We start from the raw sequence: 16750 nt of genomic DNA on the forward strand, positions 1-16750 counted from the left end.
GGTATGCTTCGAAAATATAAACCAGGTAAATAATTCAGTGGAGGAAGTCTACGGGATGCGTGCGCTACCCGGCTTGAGATAGCGCAATTTTTCTTACATCTGCAAAAAAGAGTTAACCCTGTAACAGGCGGATCAACAGCGAGCCGTTATACATGGCATCTTTGACCAGCGCGGCGCCGGCCATCGTGCCCTGATTGGAAAACTGGGTACTTTCTACCGCAATGTTCCGGCTGTAGGCGGGAAGTGACTGCTGCTGAATACAGGCCGTAATCGCCGGGAAGAGGATCTCCGCCGCCTGGCTCAGCGGTGAGCCAATAAGGATTTTTTGCGGGTTGAAGAGGTTCACCATAATCGCCAGAATGCGGCCAACGTTATTCCCCACCCCGGTAATGATGTCCTTCGCCAGCAGATCGCCCTGACGCGCCGCGGCGCAGAGAGAATCCACCGTGAGGGGTTGTCCGTGTAGCGATGAGCTCATGGACTGACTGAGCCTGACCTGCGCCAGCTCCAGCACGCTTTCCACGCTGGCAATGGTCTCCAGACAGCCGTGGTTACCGCAGTAGCAGCGCTTACCGTATGGGTCGACCTGGGTATGGCCAATTTCCACCAGACTGCTGCTTCCGGCGTGGAGAAGACGTCCGTCGGTAATGACGCCTGCCCCGACGTTATGATCGATAACCACCTGAATCACATCCCTCGCCCCGCGTGACGCGCCGAACAGCGCCTCCGCCATGGTCCAGGCGCTGATGTCATGCTGAATATAGACCGGCACGCCGGTATGGTTTTTCAGCACTTCGCCCAGCGGCATCTCTTTAACATCGTCGTAAAACGGCATGCGGTGAACAATGCCATTTTCGGTATCAATAATACCCGGCATGGTGATGGCAATGGCCGTTAAGCGTTCAAGCTTCTGCTGGTGACGAATAAAGAAGCGATCGATATGCGAAACAATCGCGTCGAGGAGCGGTTCCTCAGCGTTGAGCGGCAGATCAAGACGGTCTTCCACCACCAGCTTGCTGCTGAGATCGCGCAGCGCAAGGAAGATCTCGCCGCGGCTGATGCGCAGCGACAGGTAGTGCCAGGCTTCCGTCTCCACCACCAGTCCGACTGCCGGACGGCCACGGCTGCCCGGCTCCTGAATTTCCGTCTCCTGAACCAGGTGCGCTTCCAGCATCTCGCGGACAATCTTGGTAATACTGGCGGGTGCCAGCTGTGCCAGGCGCGAGAGATCGATACGCGAAACCGGACCAAGCTGATCAATCAGGCGATACACCGCGCCAGCGTTGGTCTGCTTAATCTGATCAATATGCCCTGGCTGACTATCAGCGACCACCTCGTACTCCCTTATTTTCGAGCTTCGAAATAAACTGTTGGCTATGGTGAAGCACTTGCAGGGCTGCCGTCAAATATTTACTTAGCCATGTGATTTACTGCACATTTTTGCCCACTTTTCCCTGAAAATGCCGCCCGGCGGAGGCGTTCATCAACTGCTTTTTGAAGCGCTGTGCGGCATGGCTCTGTTCGCGATGTTTTGCCCAGACCAGCCACATCTCTGAAACGGCATCCTCTTCGGCGATGGTCACCCAGCGCATTTCGCGCAGTTGTACCCGTTTAAAGGAGGCCGGAAGAATAGACACCCCCAGCCCGGCCGCGACCAGGCCGATAATGGTCATCGCTTCCCCGACTTCCTGGGTGATGACCGGGGCAAGATCGTAGCGGCGCATCAGCCCCAGGATATCGTCATACAGACCCGTTCCGACCTGCGGGTCAAAAAAGACAAACGGCTCGTTTGCCAGCTCTGCCAGCGAAACCGCCGGACGCGACGCCAGCGGGTGATCGTGCGGGATCATGGCCATCAGCGGCTCGCGCAGGATCACCTCCCACGCCAGCGAGTCCGGCAGCTGGGTATTACGCATCAGCCCCAGATCCAGCGAACCCTCATTCAGCGGCGCGATCTGCTCGCGGGTGTTGATCTCGCGCGTTTGAATATGAACATCCGGGAAATGGCGACGGAATGACGACAGGGTTTCCGAGACGGCGCTGATAAACGGTGCCGACGAGGTAAACCCGATGCGCAACTCTCCGGCCTCCCCGAGATAGAGCCGTTCTGCCCGGGCGGCGGCGTCCTCGACCATGCTCAGAATTTGTCGGCTGTCGATGAGAAACTGCTTACCCGCCGCCGTCAGGCTCACGCTGCGGTTGGTGCGGGCCAGAAGGCGCGCCCCGACCTGCTGCTCCAGGATCTGAATCTGCTGGCTTAAGGGCGGCTGAGAGATGTTCAGCCGCGCCGCCGCGCGGCCAAAATGCAGCTCTTCGGCGACGGCGACAAAATAGCGGAGATGACGCAGCTCGATATTCATATTTCTAAAGTATCATTTGAGATTATTAATATATTAGACAGAATATTTACATTTTCCTACCCTTATCAGGTGGTCATACCCGTCACCAGAAATCACGGGGATGTTTAAGCAAGGAAACTGTGTGAGTCGTACAACTGCCATTGATATCGATCCGGCGAGCGATATCGATGATTTACCTGCAACATCGCAGCCGGTTCAGTTCATTAAACGTGGTACCCCCCAATTTATGCGCGTCACGCTGGCGCTCTTCTCCGCCGGTCTGGCGACCTTCGCCCTGCTCTATTGCGTTCAGCCGATCCTGCCCGTGCTCTCCCATGAGTTTGGCGTTTCACCCGCCAGCAGCAGCGTATCCCTCTCTATTTCAACCGGTATGCTGGCGATTGGCCTGCTCTTTACCGGGCCGCTGTCCGACGCCATCGGCCGTAAACAGGTGATGGTAACCGCGCTGATGCTGGCCTCGGTTTGTACGCTACTCTCGACCATGATGACCAGCTGGCACGGCATTCTGGTGATGCGCGCGCTGATTGGGCTCTCGCTCAGCGGCGTGGCGGCGGTCGGGATGACCTACCTCAGCGAGGAGATCCACCCGAGCTTCGTCGCCTTTTCGATGGGGCTATACATCAGCGGGAACTCGATTGGCGGGATGAGCGGACGTCTGCTGAGCGGGGTATTCACGGACTTCTTTAGCTGGCGGATTGCGCTGGCGGTCATCGGCTGTTTCGCGCTGGCTTCTGCCCTGATGTTCTGGAAAATTCTGCCGGAATCGCGTCATTTCCGCCCGACATCGCTGCGCCCGAAAACGCTGTTTATCAACTTCCGCCTGCACTGGCGCGACAAGGGGCTGCCGCGCCTGTTCCTGACCGGCTTCCTGCTGATGGGCTCGTTCGTCACGCTGTTTAACTACATTGGCTATCGCCTGATGCTCTCGCCGTGGCATCTGAGCCAGGCTCTTGTCGGTTTACTCTCGGTTGCGTATTTGACCGGAACGTGGAGTTCACCGAAGGCCGGGGCAATGACCGCCCGCTATGGCCGCGGCCCGGTCATGCTGTTCTTCACATCGGTGATGCTGGTCGGCCTGCTGCTGACCCTCTTCTCCTCCCTGTGGCTGATTTTTGCCGGCATGCTGCTCTTCTCCGCGGGTTTCTTCGCCGCCCACTCGGTCGCCAGCAGCTGGATAGGCCCACGCGCGCGTCGCGCCAAAGGTCAGGCATCGTCTCTTTATCTGTTTAGCTATTACCTGGGGTCCAGCATCGCCGGGACGCTCGGCGGCGTGTTCTGGCATAGCTACGGCTGGAACGGCGTGGGCGGGTTTATTGCGCTGATGCTGTGCGCGGCGTTGCTGGTGGGGGGAAGCCTGCATAAACGTCTGAGATAATACGCCTGCGGGTTGATGTCTGGTAAGACGCGTCATTCAGAAAAACGGCACCAGCGTACTGGTGCCGTTTTTCGTTCAGGAATCCCAGGCCTGCTCTATCTTACCGGCTTCAAACTGCGGAGGCGGTTTTCGGAAACGGCGCGTGAGCCATGTCAGGTAAAGGATCCCCAGTGCCGCCCAGATGAGGCCAAGCGTCAGGGACGTCGCTTCGAGGTTTATCCACAGCACGCCGACCGTGACGGCACCAATGAGCGGCAGCAGGAGATAGTGGAACCGATCTTTCCACGTTTTGTTCATCCCCTTGCGCCGCCAGAAATGGTTGTACACCGAGAGATTAACAAACGTAAACGCCACCAGCGCGCCAAAGTTGATCAGCGCCGTCGCGGTCACGAGATCGAAGTACAGGGCCGACAGCGCCACTATCCCAACCATAATGACGTTCAGGGCTGGCGTACGCCATTTCGGATGCACGTAGCCAAACACCCGCTCCGGAAACACGTTGTCACGCCCCATCACATACAGTAAGCGAGAGACGCTGGCGTGCGAGGCCAGGCCTGAAGCGAGCGTATTCACAAACGTGGTACACAGAAACACCGACTGGAAGAGCTTGCCGCCCACGTACAGCGCGATTTCCGGCAGCGCGGCGTCCGGGTTTTTGAAGCGCGCGATCGTCGGGAAAAAGAGCTGCATGAAAAACGAGGCAACAATAAATATCAGCCCGCCATACAAAGCGGTGAGGAAGATGGCTTTGGGAATCACCCGCGCCGCGTTTGGCGTCTCTTCCGACAGCGTGGTGACCGCGTCAAAGCCGAGGAAAGAGAAGCAGACGATAGTCGCGCCGGTAATAATCGGAATCAGGTGTGCGTTCTCGCTGATAAACGGCTGGAGCGACCAGACGGTGCCGACGCCCTCTCCCTTATGCAGACCGTGCACCACCAGTATGACAAACACCACCATGATGGCGATCTGCACCAGCACAAACAGGGTGTTAAAGTTGGCGACCAGATTCACACTCTTCAGGTTCGCCAGCGTCAGGATCGTTACAAACCCCACCACCCAGACCCACGGCGGGACTTCAGGGAACAGCGCGGAAAGGTAGATCTTCGCCAGCAGCACGTTGATCATCGGCAGGAAGAGATAATCCAGCAGCGATGACCAGCCGACCATAAAACCTAAATGGGGGCCGATCGATTTCTGCGTGTAGGTGTACGCGGAGCCCGCTTCCGGAAACTGTCGTACCAGTTTGCCGTAGCTGATGGCGGTAAACATAACGCCCGCCAGCGCCAGGAGATACGAGGCGGGCACGTGGCCGTTGCTGATACCGGACACAATGCCGAAGGTATCAAACACGGTCATGGGGGTGAGATAAGCCAGCCCCATCATGACCACCTGCCAGAGCTTGAGGGAACTGCGCAGCCGGGTTCTTCCTGCCATGCGCGGCGAGTCAAGAGAGGTATTAGTCGCCATAAACCGTCCCCCCCATGCTTACCGTGGTTTGCAATCGCGCTGTCCTTAACGCAAACCTGCTTAGCAAAGGGGGAAGTTGTAAAGAACACACGCGATCGTACCAGCGCAGCATCTCTCGCTCGCACTCACAGCAGGCGCCTGACTGGCCCCCTTCGCCCTGCGGATAGTTGAACATCTGCATCATTTCCTACCTCGTCACACAGTGTCGTTAAGAAAATCCCTGTGCCGCCTGCGCTCCATAACGCGACTCCCGGGAGAAAGCTGGCGTGCCAGCGAACAGTTAGGCCAGGCTCCGCGCAGGCCGTTTGGTGATACGTGTCAGATGAAACAAAGCGGCCCCTTACCGGGGCACGTCATCAGGCGTTTTTCAGCATCCACTCAATTTCCGTTTCGGTAATCAGGCGTTCAAACTGCAGCAATTCATCGTTTTTGCAGGCGTGATAGACGTGGCAGAAACGTTCGCCCAGCCGCTCGCGAAGGCTATCGTTTTGCATAAATTCCCACAGCGCATCGCTCTGACGAATCGGGAACGGCAGTCCGTCCTGCTCCAGACCATTGCCTTCCACTTCTTCCTGCAGGGGTAAATCGTTATCCAGCCCATGTAAAATGCCGGCAAAAATCGCCGCCATCACCAGATACGGATTCGCGTCAGCGCCCGCCACCCGGTACTCGACCCGATGGTTATGGCGATCGCCGCAGGGGATACGCAGGGCAACGGTGCGATTATTGTGTCCCCATGACGCCTGCGTCGGCACGTACATCCCCGGCTGGAAACGGCGGTAGGAGTTGACGTTCGGTGCCAGCAGCGCCATGGACGCAGGCATCAGGTCGATCATCCCGGCCAGCGCGCGTTTCAGCAGCGCGGAATCCTCGCCGTTGGCGTCTGCGAGCACGTTTTCGCCTCGGTTGTTTTGCATGCTGATGTGGATATGCATCCCGCTGCCCGCATGTTCTTCATACGGCTTTGCCATAAACGTGGCGTGCATCTTATGTTTTTCCGCCATCTGCCTGACGAGACGTTTAAGCGCCAGCGCATCATCGCAGGCGTCGAGCACGTTTTCCGTATGGTGCAGGTTTATCTCAAACTGGCCCGGGGAGGCCTCAGCCACTGCCCCGTCGGCGGGGATCAGCTGCAGCTGCGCCAGTTCGTCAATATCGTTCAGCACGTCAGCAAAATGGTTAAGATTATCAACCGAGTAGACCTGACTCTGCGTGTTACGCACGTCGGTCCCCGGCGCGCAGGGTGGCTGCAGATAGCCGTCGGCATCGCGTTTACGGTCAAGTAAATAGAACTCCAGCTCTACCGCTACCACGGGGAACAGGCCGCGCTGGCGCAGCTGCTGCCAGAGTCGGTTGAGTACGTTCCGCGGCTCAACGTCAAAGGGAGCGCCATCTTCATCGACCATGGTGAGCTGCACCTGACCAATGTATTCCGGGTCGGCGGCGGACGGCGTCAGGGTGCCCGGCACCGGCACGCAGATACAGTCCGGCTCGCCTAGCTCCTGCCCCAGACCCGCCTCTTCCACGACGTTACCTAAAATGTCCATGGCGAAAACCGATGCCGGGAAATAGCAGCCTTTTTCAAGCTTGCTCAGTCCGGCAACCGGGATGCGCTTGCCGCGAAAACAGCCGTTCAGGTCGGTCAGGAGGACATCAATAAACTGGGTGTCAGGATACTTTTCTAAATAGCGCTTCACTTCCTGCGTAAAGGCGCTGCCCCGCCTCTCATCCGTGTGCTGCACAAAGTTCTCAACTTCTACGATATTGGTTTCCATGATTTACCACCGTTTTTGGGATTTGCGTTCGCTGCTCTGGACTGTCAAATATAATGTCCACTCTATCGAATCTGTATGCAAATAAATTGTTTGTCAAATGTTAAATTAAGTTTGCAAAAGGCAGATCTCGTTGCTAGATTGAGAAAATATTGAACGAAAAGGCCGTTTATCAGGCGAAAATGGCCTAAATTTAGTCCACTTTGTGAGGGCGATCATGGAAAATATAATGAACAAGCCAGTTATTGGCGTGGTGATGTGTAGAAACAGGCTTAAGGGTCATGAGACCCAGACCCTGCAAGAAAAGTACCTGAATGCCATTATTAACGCGGGGGGTTTACCGATTGCCTTACCGCATGCGCTGGCAGAGCCAGAGCTGCTCACCGCTCTGCTGCCCACCCTGGACGGGATTTACCTGCCGGGCAGCCCAAGTAACGTGCAGCCGCACCTTTATGGTGAAAACGGCGATGAGCCTGACGCCGATCCCGGGCGAGATCTTCTGAGTATGGCGCTGATTGCCGCCGCGCTCGAAAGGCGCATCCCCATTTTCGCCATCTGCCGGGGGCTGCAGGAACTCGTTGTTGCGACGGGGGGGACGCTGTATCGCCGCCTGTTCGAGCAGAACGACCTGCTCGAGCACCGGGAAGATCCTGAACTGCCGGTTGAGCTACAATACGCCCCGTCTCATGAAGTTCAGGTTCAGGAGGGAGGACTGCTGTCTCAATTAATACTAGGCTGTAACACATTTTGGGTAAACTCGTTACACGGGCAAGGTGCACGGACGTTAGGACCACGGCTTCGCGTGGAGGCCCGCTCGACGGATGGGCTGGTCGAGGCGGTCAGCGTTCATGACCACCCTTTTGCCCTCGGCGTGCAATGGCACCCCGAATGGAACAGCAGCGAGTACGCCCTGTCCCGTATGTTGTTTGAAGGTTTTATCACCGCCTGTCAAAGCCACATTGCCGAGAAGCAACGGCTTTGACCACTACCGTAAAGGAAATGCAACTATGAGCGATGACGGACTGGCGCCAGGGAAACGTCTGTCTGAGATCCGCCAGCAGCTGGGTCTCTCGCAGCGGCGTGCCGCCGAACTGTCTGGGTTAACACACAGTGCCATCAGCACCATTGAGCAGGACAAAGTCAGTCCTGCTATCAGTACGCTGCAAAAGCTGCTGAAAGTTTATGGGCTGTCGCTCTCGGAATTCTTTTCGGAACCGGAAAAACCTGATGAACCGCAGGTGGTTATTAATCAGGAAGACCTTATCGAAATAGGCAGTCAGGGGGTTTCGATGAAGCTGGTTCATAACGGAAATCCGAACCGTACGCTGGCGATGATTTTTGAAACTTACCAGCCTGGAACCACGACCGGAGAGAGGATCAAACACCAGGGTGAGGAGATCGGTACGATACTGGAAGGTGAAATATTGTTGACCATTAATGGCCAGCAATATCACCTGGTTGCGGGGCAGAGCTATGCCATCAATACCGGCATACCGCACAGCTTCAGCAACACCTCGGCAGGCATCTGCCGCATTATCAGTGCCCACACTCCCACCACGTTCTAATTACCACTCAGTCCCGGCGTAAGCGCGCTTACGCCGGGAAATATAAAAACGATCGCTGTCGGCATTTAACGGGTTAATTCCCGGGATGCCCCACGGCTTCGTATTGCCTGAAACGGCCATGCCTTTATTTATCTGATTGCGAAAGAAAGGAGTGAATATGCATTTTCAGCACCTGACTTACTGGCAGGATAAAGCAAAAAATAGCGCCATTGAGACCCGGTTATTTATTAACGGCGCCTATTGTGACGCCGCCGATAATGCCACGTTTGACACCGTCAATCCCGCGACCCAGCAGACGCTGGCGAACGTCGCACGGGGCAAACAGGCGGACGTGGACCGCGCGGTTCAGGCCGCGCGTGCGGTATTTGAGCGCGGTGACTGGTCGCAGGCGTCTCCGGCGCAGCGCAAGGCCGTGCTAAATACGCTCGCCGATTTAATGGAACGTCACGGCGAAGAGCTGGCCTTACTGGAAACGCTGGACACCGGTAAACCCATCCGCCACAGCCTGCGCGACGATATTCCCGGCGCGGCGCGCGCCATTCGCTGGTACGCCGAAGCGGCGGATAAAGTCTACGGCGAAGTGGCGCCTACGGGGCCGGGCGAGCTGGCGATGATCGTGCGCGAGCCCATCGGAGTTGTCGCGGCCATCGTCCCCTGGAACTTCCCGCTGCTGCTGGCCTGCTGGAAGCTGGGCCCGGCGCTGATCGCGGGCAACAGCGTGGTATTGAAACCATCGGAGAAATCACCGCTCACCGCCCTGCGGCTGGCCGGACTGGCGAAAGAGGCGGGCCTGCCTGACGGCGTGCTGAACGTGATAAGCGGTTACGGCCACGAAGCGGGCCAGGCGCTGGCATTGCATCCGGAGGTCGAGGTGCTGACGTTTACCGGCTCTACCCGTACCGGCAAGCAGCTGCTGAAGGACGCGGGAGAAAGCAACATGAAGCGCGTCTGGCTGGAGGCGGGCGGCAAAAGCGCCAACATTATCTTTGCCGACTGTCCGGACCTGGACATGGCCGTGAGCGCGACCGCCGCCGGGATTTTTTATAACCAGGGGCAAGTCTGTATCGCCGGTACCCGCCTGCTGCTCGAAGACAGCATCGCTGATGACTTCCTGGCAAGGCTGAAGGCGCAGGCCCGCCACTGGCAGCCGGGCGATCCGCTCGACCCTGACAGCACGATGGGAATGCTCATCGACGCCGCGCACGCCGATACCGTCCACACGTTTATTCGCGAGGGAACCCGGAAAGGCTCGCTGCTGCTGGACGGGCGGGAACAATCATGGCCTTCCGCAGTCGGTCCAACCATTTTCGTCGACATCGACCCTGCCTCTCCGCTCTGCCGGGAAGAGATTTTCGGGCCGGTGCTGGTCGTCACCCGTTTTAAAACCGAAGAGGAAGCCTTAACGCTGGCCAACGACAGTGAATACGGGCTTGGCGCGGCGGTATGGACCCGCGATCTCTCCCGCGCGCACCGCATGAGCCGCCGCCTGAAAGCCGGCTCGGTCTTCGTCAATAACTATAACGACGGTGATATGACCGTCCCCTTTGGCGGCTATAAGCAGAGCGGCAATGGTCGCGATAAGTCCCTGCACGCGCTGGAAAAATTTACCGAACTGAAAACCATCTGGATTGCCCTGGAGCCTCAATCATGACCGAACATACCACCAGCTACTACGCGGCCAGCGCGAACGCTTACGAACCTTTCCCGACGCTTAACGAATCGATCAGCTGTGACGTGTGCGTGGTGGGCGGCGGCTATACCGGCCTCTCCTCCGCGCTGCATCTCGCCGAAATGGGCTACGACGTGGTGCTCCTTGAAGGGGCGCGCATCGGCTTCGGCGCCAGCGGACGCAACGGCGGCCAGCTGGTTAACTCCTACAGCCGCGACATCGACGTGATTGAGAAAAACTACGGCCCCGATGCTGCCAGAGCCCTCGGGAGCATGATGTTTGAAGGCGGGGAGATCATCCGGGAGCGTATCCAGCGCTATCAGATCCAGTGCGATTATCGTCCAGGCGGGCTGTTTGTGGCGCTAAACCATAAGCAGCTGGAGACGCTGGAGGAGCAAAAAGCCAACTGGGAACGCTACGGCAACACGCAGCTGGAATTGCTGGACGCCAGCGCCATCCGCCGGGAAGTCGACAGCGAACGCTATACCGGCGCGCTGCTGGACCGCAGCGGGGGGCACATTCATCCGCTGAACCTGGCGATCGGCGAAGCGGACGCCATTCGCCTGAACGGCGGGCGGGTGTATGAACAGTCCCCGGTGACTGCCATTCAGCACACCAGCCCGGCCGTGGTGAGCACGCAGCATGGTCAGGTGACGGCCCGCTACGTGATCGTCGCCGGGAATGCCTATCTGGGCGATAAGATTGAACCGGAGCTGGCAAAACGCAGCATGCCCTGCGGCACCCAGGTGGTGACCACCGCCCCGCTGCCGGAAGAGCTCGCCCGCACGCTGATCCCCAATAACTACTGCGTGGAAGATTGCAACTACCTGCTGGATTACTACCGTCTCACCGCCGACAACCGCCTGCTGTACGGCGGTGGCGTCGTGTATGGCGCGCGCGATCCGGACGATGTCGAGCGCCTGGTGATGCCAAAGCTGCTGAAAACTTTCCCTCAGCTGGCAGGCGTCAAAATCGACTACCGCTGGACGGGCAACTTCCTGCTGACCCTGTCCCGTATGCCGCAGTTTGGTCGTCTGGACAAAAACATCTATTACATGCAGGGCTACAGCGGCCACGGCGTGACCTGCACCCACCTGGCCGGACGGCTGATCTCGGAACTGTTGCGCGGTGACGCTGAGCGCTTTGATGCGTTTGCCAACCTCCCGCACTACCCCTTCCCGGGCGGCCGCAGCCTGCGGATTCCATTTACGGCGATGGGCGCGGCGTACTACAGCCTGCGCGATCGTCTTGGCGTATGATCGTTTCGACAAAAGGGTATCTGACATGAGTAACCAGGAATTTCATCAGCGCAGACTTTCTGCCACCCCGCGCGGCGTTGGCGTAATGTGTAATTTCTTTGCCCGCTCGGCGGAGAATGCCACGCTCACCGACGTGGAAGGCAACGACTATATTGATTTCGCCGCCGGGATCGCGGTACTGAATACCGGCCATCGTCATCCTGAACTGGTGGCCGCAGTCGAAAAACAGCTTCACCAGTTCACCCACACGGCCTACCAGATTGTGCCGTATGAAAGCTACGTTTCATTGGCCGAAAAACTTAACGAGCTGGCTCCGGTGCAGAGCCCGGCCAAAACGGCTTTCTTCACCACGGGTGCAGAAGCGGTGGAAAATGCCATTAAAATCGCCCGGGCCCACACCGGCAGACCGGGCGTGATTGCCTTCGGGGGAGGCTTTCACGGCCGAACCTATATGACCATGGCCTTAACCGGCAAGGTCGCGCCTTATAAGCTGGGATTTGGCCCCTTCCCGGGCTCGGTTTACCACGTGCCGTATCCCTCCGAGCTGCACGGCATCACGACGCAGGATGCCATCACGGCGATAGAACGCCTGTTCAAAGCAGATATTGAGGCGAAACAGGTGGCGGCGATTATTTTTGAACCCATTCAGGGTGAAGGCGGATTCAACGTCGCCCCGCCAGAGCTGGTGGCCGCCATCCGCCGTATCTGTGATGAACACGGGATCGTGATGATTGCCGACGAAGTGCAGAGCGGCTTCGCCCGAACGGGTAAGCTGTTTGCGATGGAACACTACGCGGACAAACCCGACCTGATGACGATGGCTAAAAGCCTGGCAGGCGGAATGCCGCTGTCCGGCGTGGTGGGCCGCGCCGAAATCATGGACGCGCCGGCTCCCGGCGGCCTGGGGGGCACCTATGCAGGCAACCCGCTTGCGGTGGCCGCCGCGCACGCGGTGCTGAAGATTATCGACAACGAGTCGCTGTGCGCGCGCGCCCGTCAGCTGGGCGATCGGCTGAAAGCCACGCTGGAGGAGATTCAGGGCACCTTCCCTGCGCTCGTGGCGATAAGGGGAAGAGGCTCGATGATTGCGGCGGAGTTTTTTGACCCCGAGAGCCGTGAACCGTCGGCCGCCATCGCGCAGGCGATCCAGCAAAAGGCGCTCGCCCAGGGTCTGCTGTTATTGATCTGCGGCCAGTACGGCAACGTGATCCGCTTCCTTTATCCGCTGACCATTCCGGATGCCCAGTTCAACCAGGCGCTGGCGATCCTGCAACAGGTTATGCGCGATAAGTCCTGAGTGCCTACCGAAAACCGTCTTCCGGAATGCCGGGGACGGTTTCAACGGAGGAGATCGGCACAGATTTCCTCCATGTGGGAAATGTTGGGGAATTGGGTCTGTTTCATTGTATGCTCCCTGAAACACATCCCCGGCATGAGGAAATAAGAATTGCAAAAAACATCAGCCTATCAGTCACTTGTGAAAACCTTCCAGCGTCTCTCCCGCTTCTCGCACCTTACCTCCATCGCCAGCTGGGACATGTTCACCATGATGCCGCCCGGCGGCAGCGCCGCGCGCGGCGAGGCGCTGGCGGAGATGAGCGTCCTGCAGCACCAGATCCTGACCGATAAAAAAGTCGGCGACCTGTTAGCGGCGGTGGCAGGTGAAGATCTGAATGACGTCGAACAGGCCAACCTGCGCGAAATGACGCGCCACTACCAGCAGGCGACCCTGCTGCCGGAATCGCTGGTGGAAGCCAAATCCCTGGCGGGCAGCAGGTGCGAGCACGCCTGGCGCACGCAGCGTCCCGCCAACGACTGGCAGGGTTTTTCCGCCAACCTGAAAGAGGTGGTCAAACTCAGCCGCGAAGAGGCGCGCCTGCGGGCGGAAGCCAAAGGCTGCACACCGTACGACGCGCTGCTGGATATTTTTGAGCCCGACATGACCAGCGCCCGTCTGGACGTTCTGTTCGGCGATATGAAATCCTGGCTGCCGGACCTGCTGGCAAACGTCGTGGAAAAGCAGGCGCAACGTTCATTTGTTCCTCCTCAGGGCCCATTCCCGACCGCAACACAGCGCGAACTGGGCCTGGAAGCCATGAAAATGCTCGGCTTCGATTTTAACGGCGGTCGCCTCGACGTGAGTGCGCACCCGTTCTGCGGCGGCGTGCCGGAAGACGTGCGCATCACCACGCGCTACGACGAGGATGAACTGCTCAGCGCGCTGTTTGGCGTGATCCACGAAACCGGACACGCGCGCTACGAACAAAACCTGCCGCGCGCGTGGGCAGGACAGCCGATTGCCCTCGCCCGCTCAACCGCGATCCACGAATCCCAGAGCCTGTTCTTTGAGATGCAGCTGGGACGCAGTGAAGCCTTCCTCAAGCATCTTCTCCCTGCGGTGCACGCCCGCTTTGGCAGCCAGGCGGCGTTCAGCGAAGAGAATTTTATTGCCTGGAACCAGCGCGTGAAGCCGGGCTATATCCGCGTCGATGCGGACGAAGTGAGCTACCCGGCACACGTGGTGCTGCGCTATGAGATTGAGCGCGCGCTGATCAACGGCGAGATCGAAGTGGACGATATCCCTGCCCTGTGGGACGAGAAAATGCAGGCCTGGCTCGGGTTATCCACCAAAGACAACTACCGCAACGGCTGCATGCAGGATATCCACTGGACCGACGGCGGTTTTGGCTACTTCCCATCCTATACGCTGGGGGCCATGTATGCCGCACAGTTGTTCCACGCCGCGAAAACGGCGCTTCCGGGTCTGCAGGCCTCCATCGCTGAGGGCGATTTTTCCGCACTCTTTGAGTGGCTGCGTCAGAACATCTGGCAGCACGGCAGTCGCTTCAGCACGTCGCAGTTAATCACCCAGGCGACGGGTGAAGATCTGAATATCCGTTACTTCCGCGAGCATCTGACCTCCCGTTATCTTTAATCCCTCTGCCGGAGCCTGCTCCGGCACTCTTCTCACCCTTTTCAATAAGAATATGATTTAGCACATATTGCCATGATTGCGCCGGGTGTATGAATGCGTGTCCTTCCGACACAATTAGACTGCTATCAGGCCAGGATTAAAAAAATAAAGGGATCAATGATGAAAGGCATAATGAAAACGGTGTTAGCGATTCTGTGTGCGACCAGTTTAAGTACTTTCGCAGCCACGGATAATACCCCGCAAGACGCGTTCAACGATATTACCCGCTCTCTTGCAGACCTCCAGCCCATCACGTTTCAGGCTCCCGCTGAAAAATATAAGCTGCTGGTGTTTATTGATAATCAGTGCATTTACTGCAGCAATGTAGTGAAAAACGTTAAGCAATATACGGATGCCGGTTTGACGATGTCGTTTCTGACCGTTGCGCCCAGCGCCATTCGCGACTCGGTAATTGAAGATATGGGGCGCGTCTGGTGTTCAGCCGATAAGGTCAAAAGCCTGCAACAAGCGATGGCGGGATTTTTACCGAATAACGACACCACGACAGCGTGCTCCGATCTGATCGCGCGGCAATCTGCACTGGCAGAACGTTTGGGCATTAGCGTCACCCCGGTAATGGTGGTTATTGAGCCTGAATCACGGTCGATTATAGGCAGTCAGTCTCCGGCGGCTATTCTGGCCACACTGAAAAGATAACAGAGACCTGTACGAGCAGCGGCGTTTGGTCTGTTCGTACACTTTTCTCCCCTCTGTACATTCCGTTACACGCCGATACCAATCACTCACGGAAACCCCGAATTTACAGGGATATAGTTCTTTCAACGGCCCCGCAGTGGGGTTAAATGAAAAACCAAATTCGAGGGTATGAACATGAAAAAAGTATTAGCTCTGGTTGTTGCCGCTGCTATGGGTCTGTCTTCTGCTGCGTTCGCTGCTGAAACCACTGCTGCACCGGCGGCTGCGGCACCTGCTGCAACGACCACCGCGGCGCCAGCAAAAACTGTCCATCACAAGAAACATCATAAAGCCGCTAAACCGGCTGCAGAGCAAAAAGCCCAGGCCGCTAAAAAGCACCACAAAAAAGCGACCAAACCAGCTGCAGAGCAGAAAGCCCAGGCTGCTAAAAAGCACCACAAAAAAGCGACCAAACCGGCTGTAGAGCAGAAAGCCCAGGCTGCTAAAAAGCATCACAAAAAAGCAGTAAAACACGAAGCTGCTAAACCAGCTGCACAGCCAGCTGCGTAAGAGTACAAGCTAAACCGTGCCCTTCGGGGCACGTTGGTAAACCGGCGCTGAACCGGAACAGGTTCCGCGCCGTTTTTTTTTATCCGGAGGGCGTATGCTGCGGCGCTATCGGTTTGAGCTGATTCTGATCCTGCTTATTTTATGCGCGCTCATCGCCAGCCATTTTTATCTTTCCTGAATGTAGCACGCTGATTTTACTCCCACTTTAGCGCTGTCCCGTCTATAGTATTTTCATAGGGTTCACTTTTAATAATCATAATTACCCCCACCAGAGTGAGATATGCGTAAATCTGTTGTGTTGTTACTGGGAACGTTTGGTCTTTTTTCTGGATTCTCACATGCGGATGATGGCGGTGATGACACCATTAGCGCGAAAGAGCTAAAGACGCTTTTTTTCAATCATGACGACCGTACGCGCGTCGCCGATCCCACCCAGGCGCCATGGGATGCTATAGGTCAACTGGAAACCGCCAGCGGTAACTTATGTACTGCGACGCTGATCACCCCTCAGCTTGCCCTGACGGCAGGCCACTGTCTGTTAACGCCGCCAAACGGCAAGCCGGATAAAGCGGTGGCCTTGCGGTTTGTGTCGCAAAAAGGGACCTGGCGCTATGAAATACACGGCATTGAAGGCCGGGTCGATCCGTCTCTCGGCAAACGGCTGAAACCGGATGGTGACGGCTGGATCGTGCCACCGGCGGCCGCCTCATGGGACTTTGGCCTGATCGTTTTACGCTACCCCCCTTCCGGCATTACGCCGCTGCCGTTATTTGACGGCGATAAAGACGCACTCACCGCCGCGCTGAAAGCCGCCGACCGGAAGGTGACGCAGTCCGGCTATCCAGTCGACCATCTGGATACCCTTTACACCCACACCGACTGTATTGTGACGGGCTGGGCGCAAACCAGCGTACTCTCGCACCAGTGTGATACGTTGCCGGGCGACAGTGGTTCACCGCTGATGCTGAAAACAGATAACGGCTGGCAGTTGATTGGCGTGCAGAGCTCTGCACCGGCGGCGAAAGATCGCTGGCGGGCCGATAACCGGGCCTTGTCCGTGACCGGTTTTCGCGACAAGCTGGAAGCGCTGGCGCAGCAGTAAA

General features: G+C 57.5%; 14 protein-coding genes. 10 read left to right on the top strand and 4 right to left on the bottom strand.

The genetic code is table 11. From position 1 onward, the window contains the following. Positions 1–112: 112 nt before the first annotated feature. A complete protein-coding gene (gene mlc, locus AA74_RS0104695; protein WP_008502447.1) occupies positions 113–1333 on the bottom strand; it encodes a sugar metabolism global transcriptional regulator Mlc in 1221 nt (406 codons plus the stop codon). A gap of 94 nt (positions 1334–1427) precedes the next feature. Continuing rightward, on the bottom strand, positions 1428–2360 hold the full coding sequence (locus tag AA74_RS0104700; RefSeq protein ID WP_025911460.1) for a LysR family transcriptional regulator: 933 nt from the start codon (positions 2358–2360) through the stop codon (positions 1428–1430). A 121-nt stretch (positions 2361–2481) separates the two neighbouring features. Here AA74_RS0104700 and AA74_RS0104705 point away from each other — a divergent pair, with 121 nt between their 5' ends. Then, a complete protein-coding gene (locus tag AA74_RS0104705; protein WP_025911462.1) occupies positions 2482–3735 on the top strand; it encodes an MFS transporter in 1254 nt (417 codons plus the stop codon). Between the two features lie 75 nt (positions 3736–3810). Here the strand turns inward: AA74_RS0104705 and AA74_RS0104710 are convergent, their stop codons facing one another. Together AA74_RS0104710 and AA74_RS0104715 are read right to left on the bottom strand one after the other, a co-directional pair. Further along, entirely contained in the window at positions 3811–5202 is a 1392-nt protein-coding gene (locus AA74_RS0104710) for an APC family permease (RefSeq protein WP_023292582.1), read from the bottom strand. Between the two features lie 356 nt (positions 5203–5558). Further along, on the bottom strand, positions 5559–6977 hold the full coding sequence (locus tag AA74_RS0104715; protein WP_008502452.1) for a glutamine synthetase family protein: 1419 nt from the start codon (positions 6975–6977) through the stop codon (positions 5559–5561). A 214-nt stretch (positions 6978–7191) separates the two neighbouring features. On the opposite strand from AA74_RS0104715, the gene puuD reads away from it, so the two are divergent. From puuD to AA74_RS0104765, 9 genes are all read left to right on the top strand, one after another. Further along, positions 7192–7956, top strand: coding sequence for a gamma-glutamyl-gamma-aminobutyrate hydrolase (puuD, locus tag AA74_RS0104720; protein ID WP_025911465.1), 765 nt, complete (start codon positions 7192–7194; stop codon positions 7954–7956). Positions 7957–7981: 25 nt separating this feature from the next. Beyond that, positions 7982–8539 (top strand): HTH-type transcriptional regulator PuuR, encoded by a 558-nt coding sequence (gene puuR / locus AA74_RS0104725; RefSeq protein WP_008502454.1) that lies wholly within the window; start codon positions 7982–7984, stop codon positions 8537–8539. 157 nt (positions 8540–8696) lie between these two features. After that, entirely contained in the window at positions 8697–10190 is a 1494-nt protein-coding gene (gene puuC / locus AA74_RS0104730) for an aldehyde dehydrogenase PuuC (protein ID WP_025911467.1), read from the top strand. Further along, positions 10187–11467, top strand: a complete 1281-nt coding sequence (locus tag AA74_RS0104735) for an FAD-binding oxidoreductase (RefSeq protein WP_025911468.1) — start codon at positions 10187–10189, stop codon at positions 11465–11467. The genes puuC and AA74_RS0104735 overlap by 4 nt, the downstream gene beginning before the upstream one ends. A gap of 25 nt (positions 11468–11492) precedes the next feature. Further along, entirely contained in the window at positions 11493–12764 is a 1272-nt protein-coding gene (gene puuE / locus AA74_RS0104740; protein ID WP_023344009.1) for a 4-aminobutyrate transaminase, read from the top strand. A 150-nt stretch (positions 12765–12914) separates the two neighbouring features. Next, the gene (locus tag AA74_RS0104745; RefSeq protein WP_025911470.1) at positions 12915–14402 is read left to right on the top strand and encodes a carboxypeptidase M32; all 1488 of its coding nucleotides are present in this window, start codon (positions 12915–12917) and stop codon (positions 14400–14402) included. Between the two features lie 156 nt (positions 14403–14558). Then, the gene (locus tag AA74_RS0104750) at positions 14559–15098 is read left to right on the top strand and encodes a thioredoxin fold domain-containing protein (protein WP_008502459.1); all 540 of its coding nucleotides are present in this window, start codon (positions 14559–14561) and stop codon (positions 15096–15098) included. Positions 15099–15272: 174 nt separating this feature from the next. Further along, positions 15273–15647 carry an acid resistance repetitive basic protein Asr gene (gene asr, locus AA74_RS0104755; RefSeq protein WP_021241183.1) on the top strand — a complete coding sequence of 125 codons (375 nt, stop codon included), beginning with the start codon at positions 15273–15275 and terminating at the stop codon, positions 15645–15647. A 280-nt stretch (positions 15648–15927) separates the two neighbouring features. Beyond that, positions 15928–16749, top strand: a complete 822-nt coding sequence (locus tag AA74_RS0104765; protein WP_008502460.1) for a serine protease — start codon at positions 15928–15930, stop codon at positions 16747–16749. The last annotated feature ends 1 nt before the right edge of the window (position 16750 follow it).

Origin of the sequence: Enterobacter sp. 5-4 (genome assembly GCF_000612205.1) — a bacterium.
GTDB classification, from domain to species: Bacteria; Pseudomonadota; Gammaproteobacteria; order Enterobacterales; family Enterobacteriaceae; genus Enterobacter; species Enterobacter roggenkampii.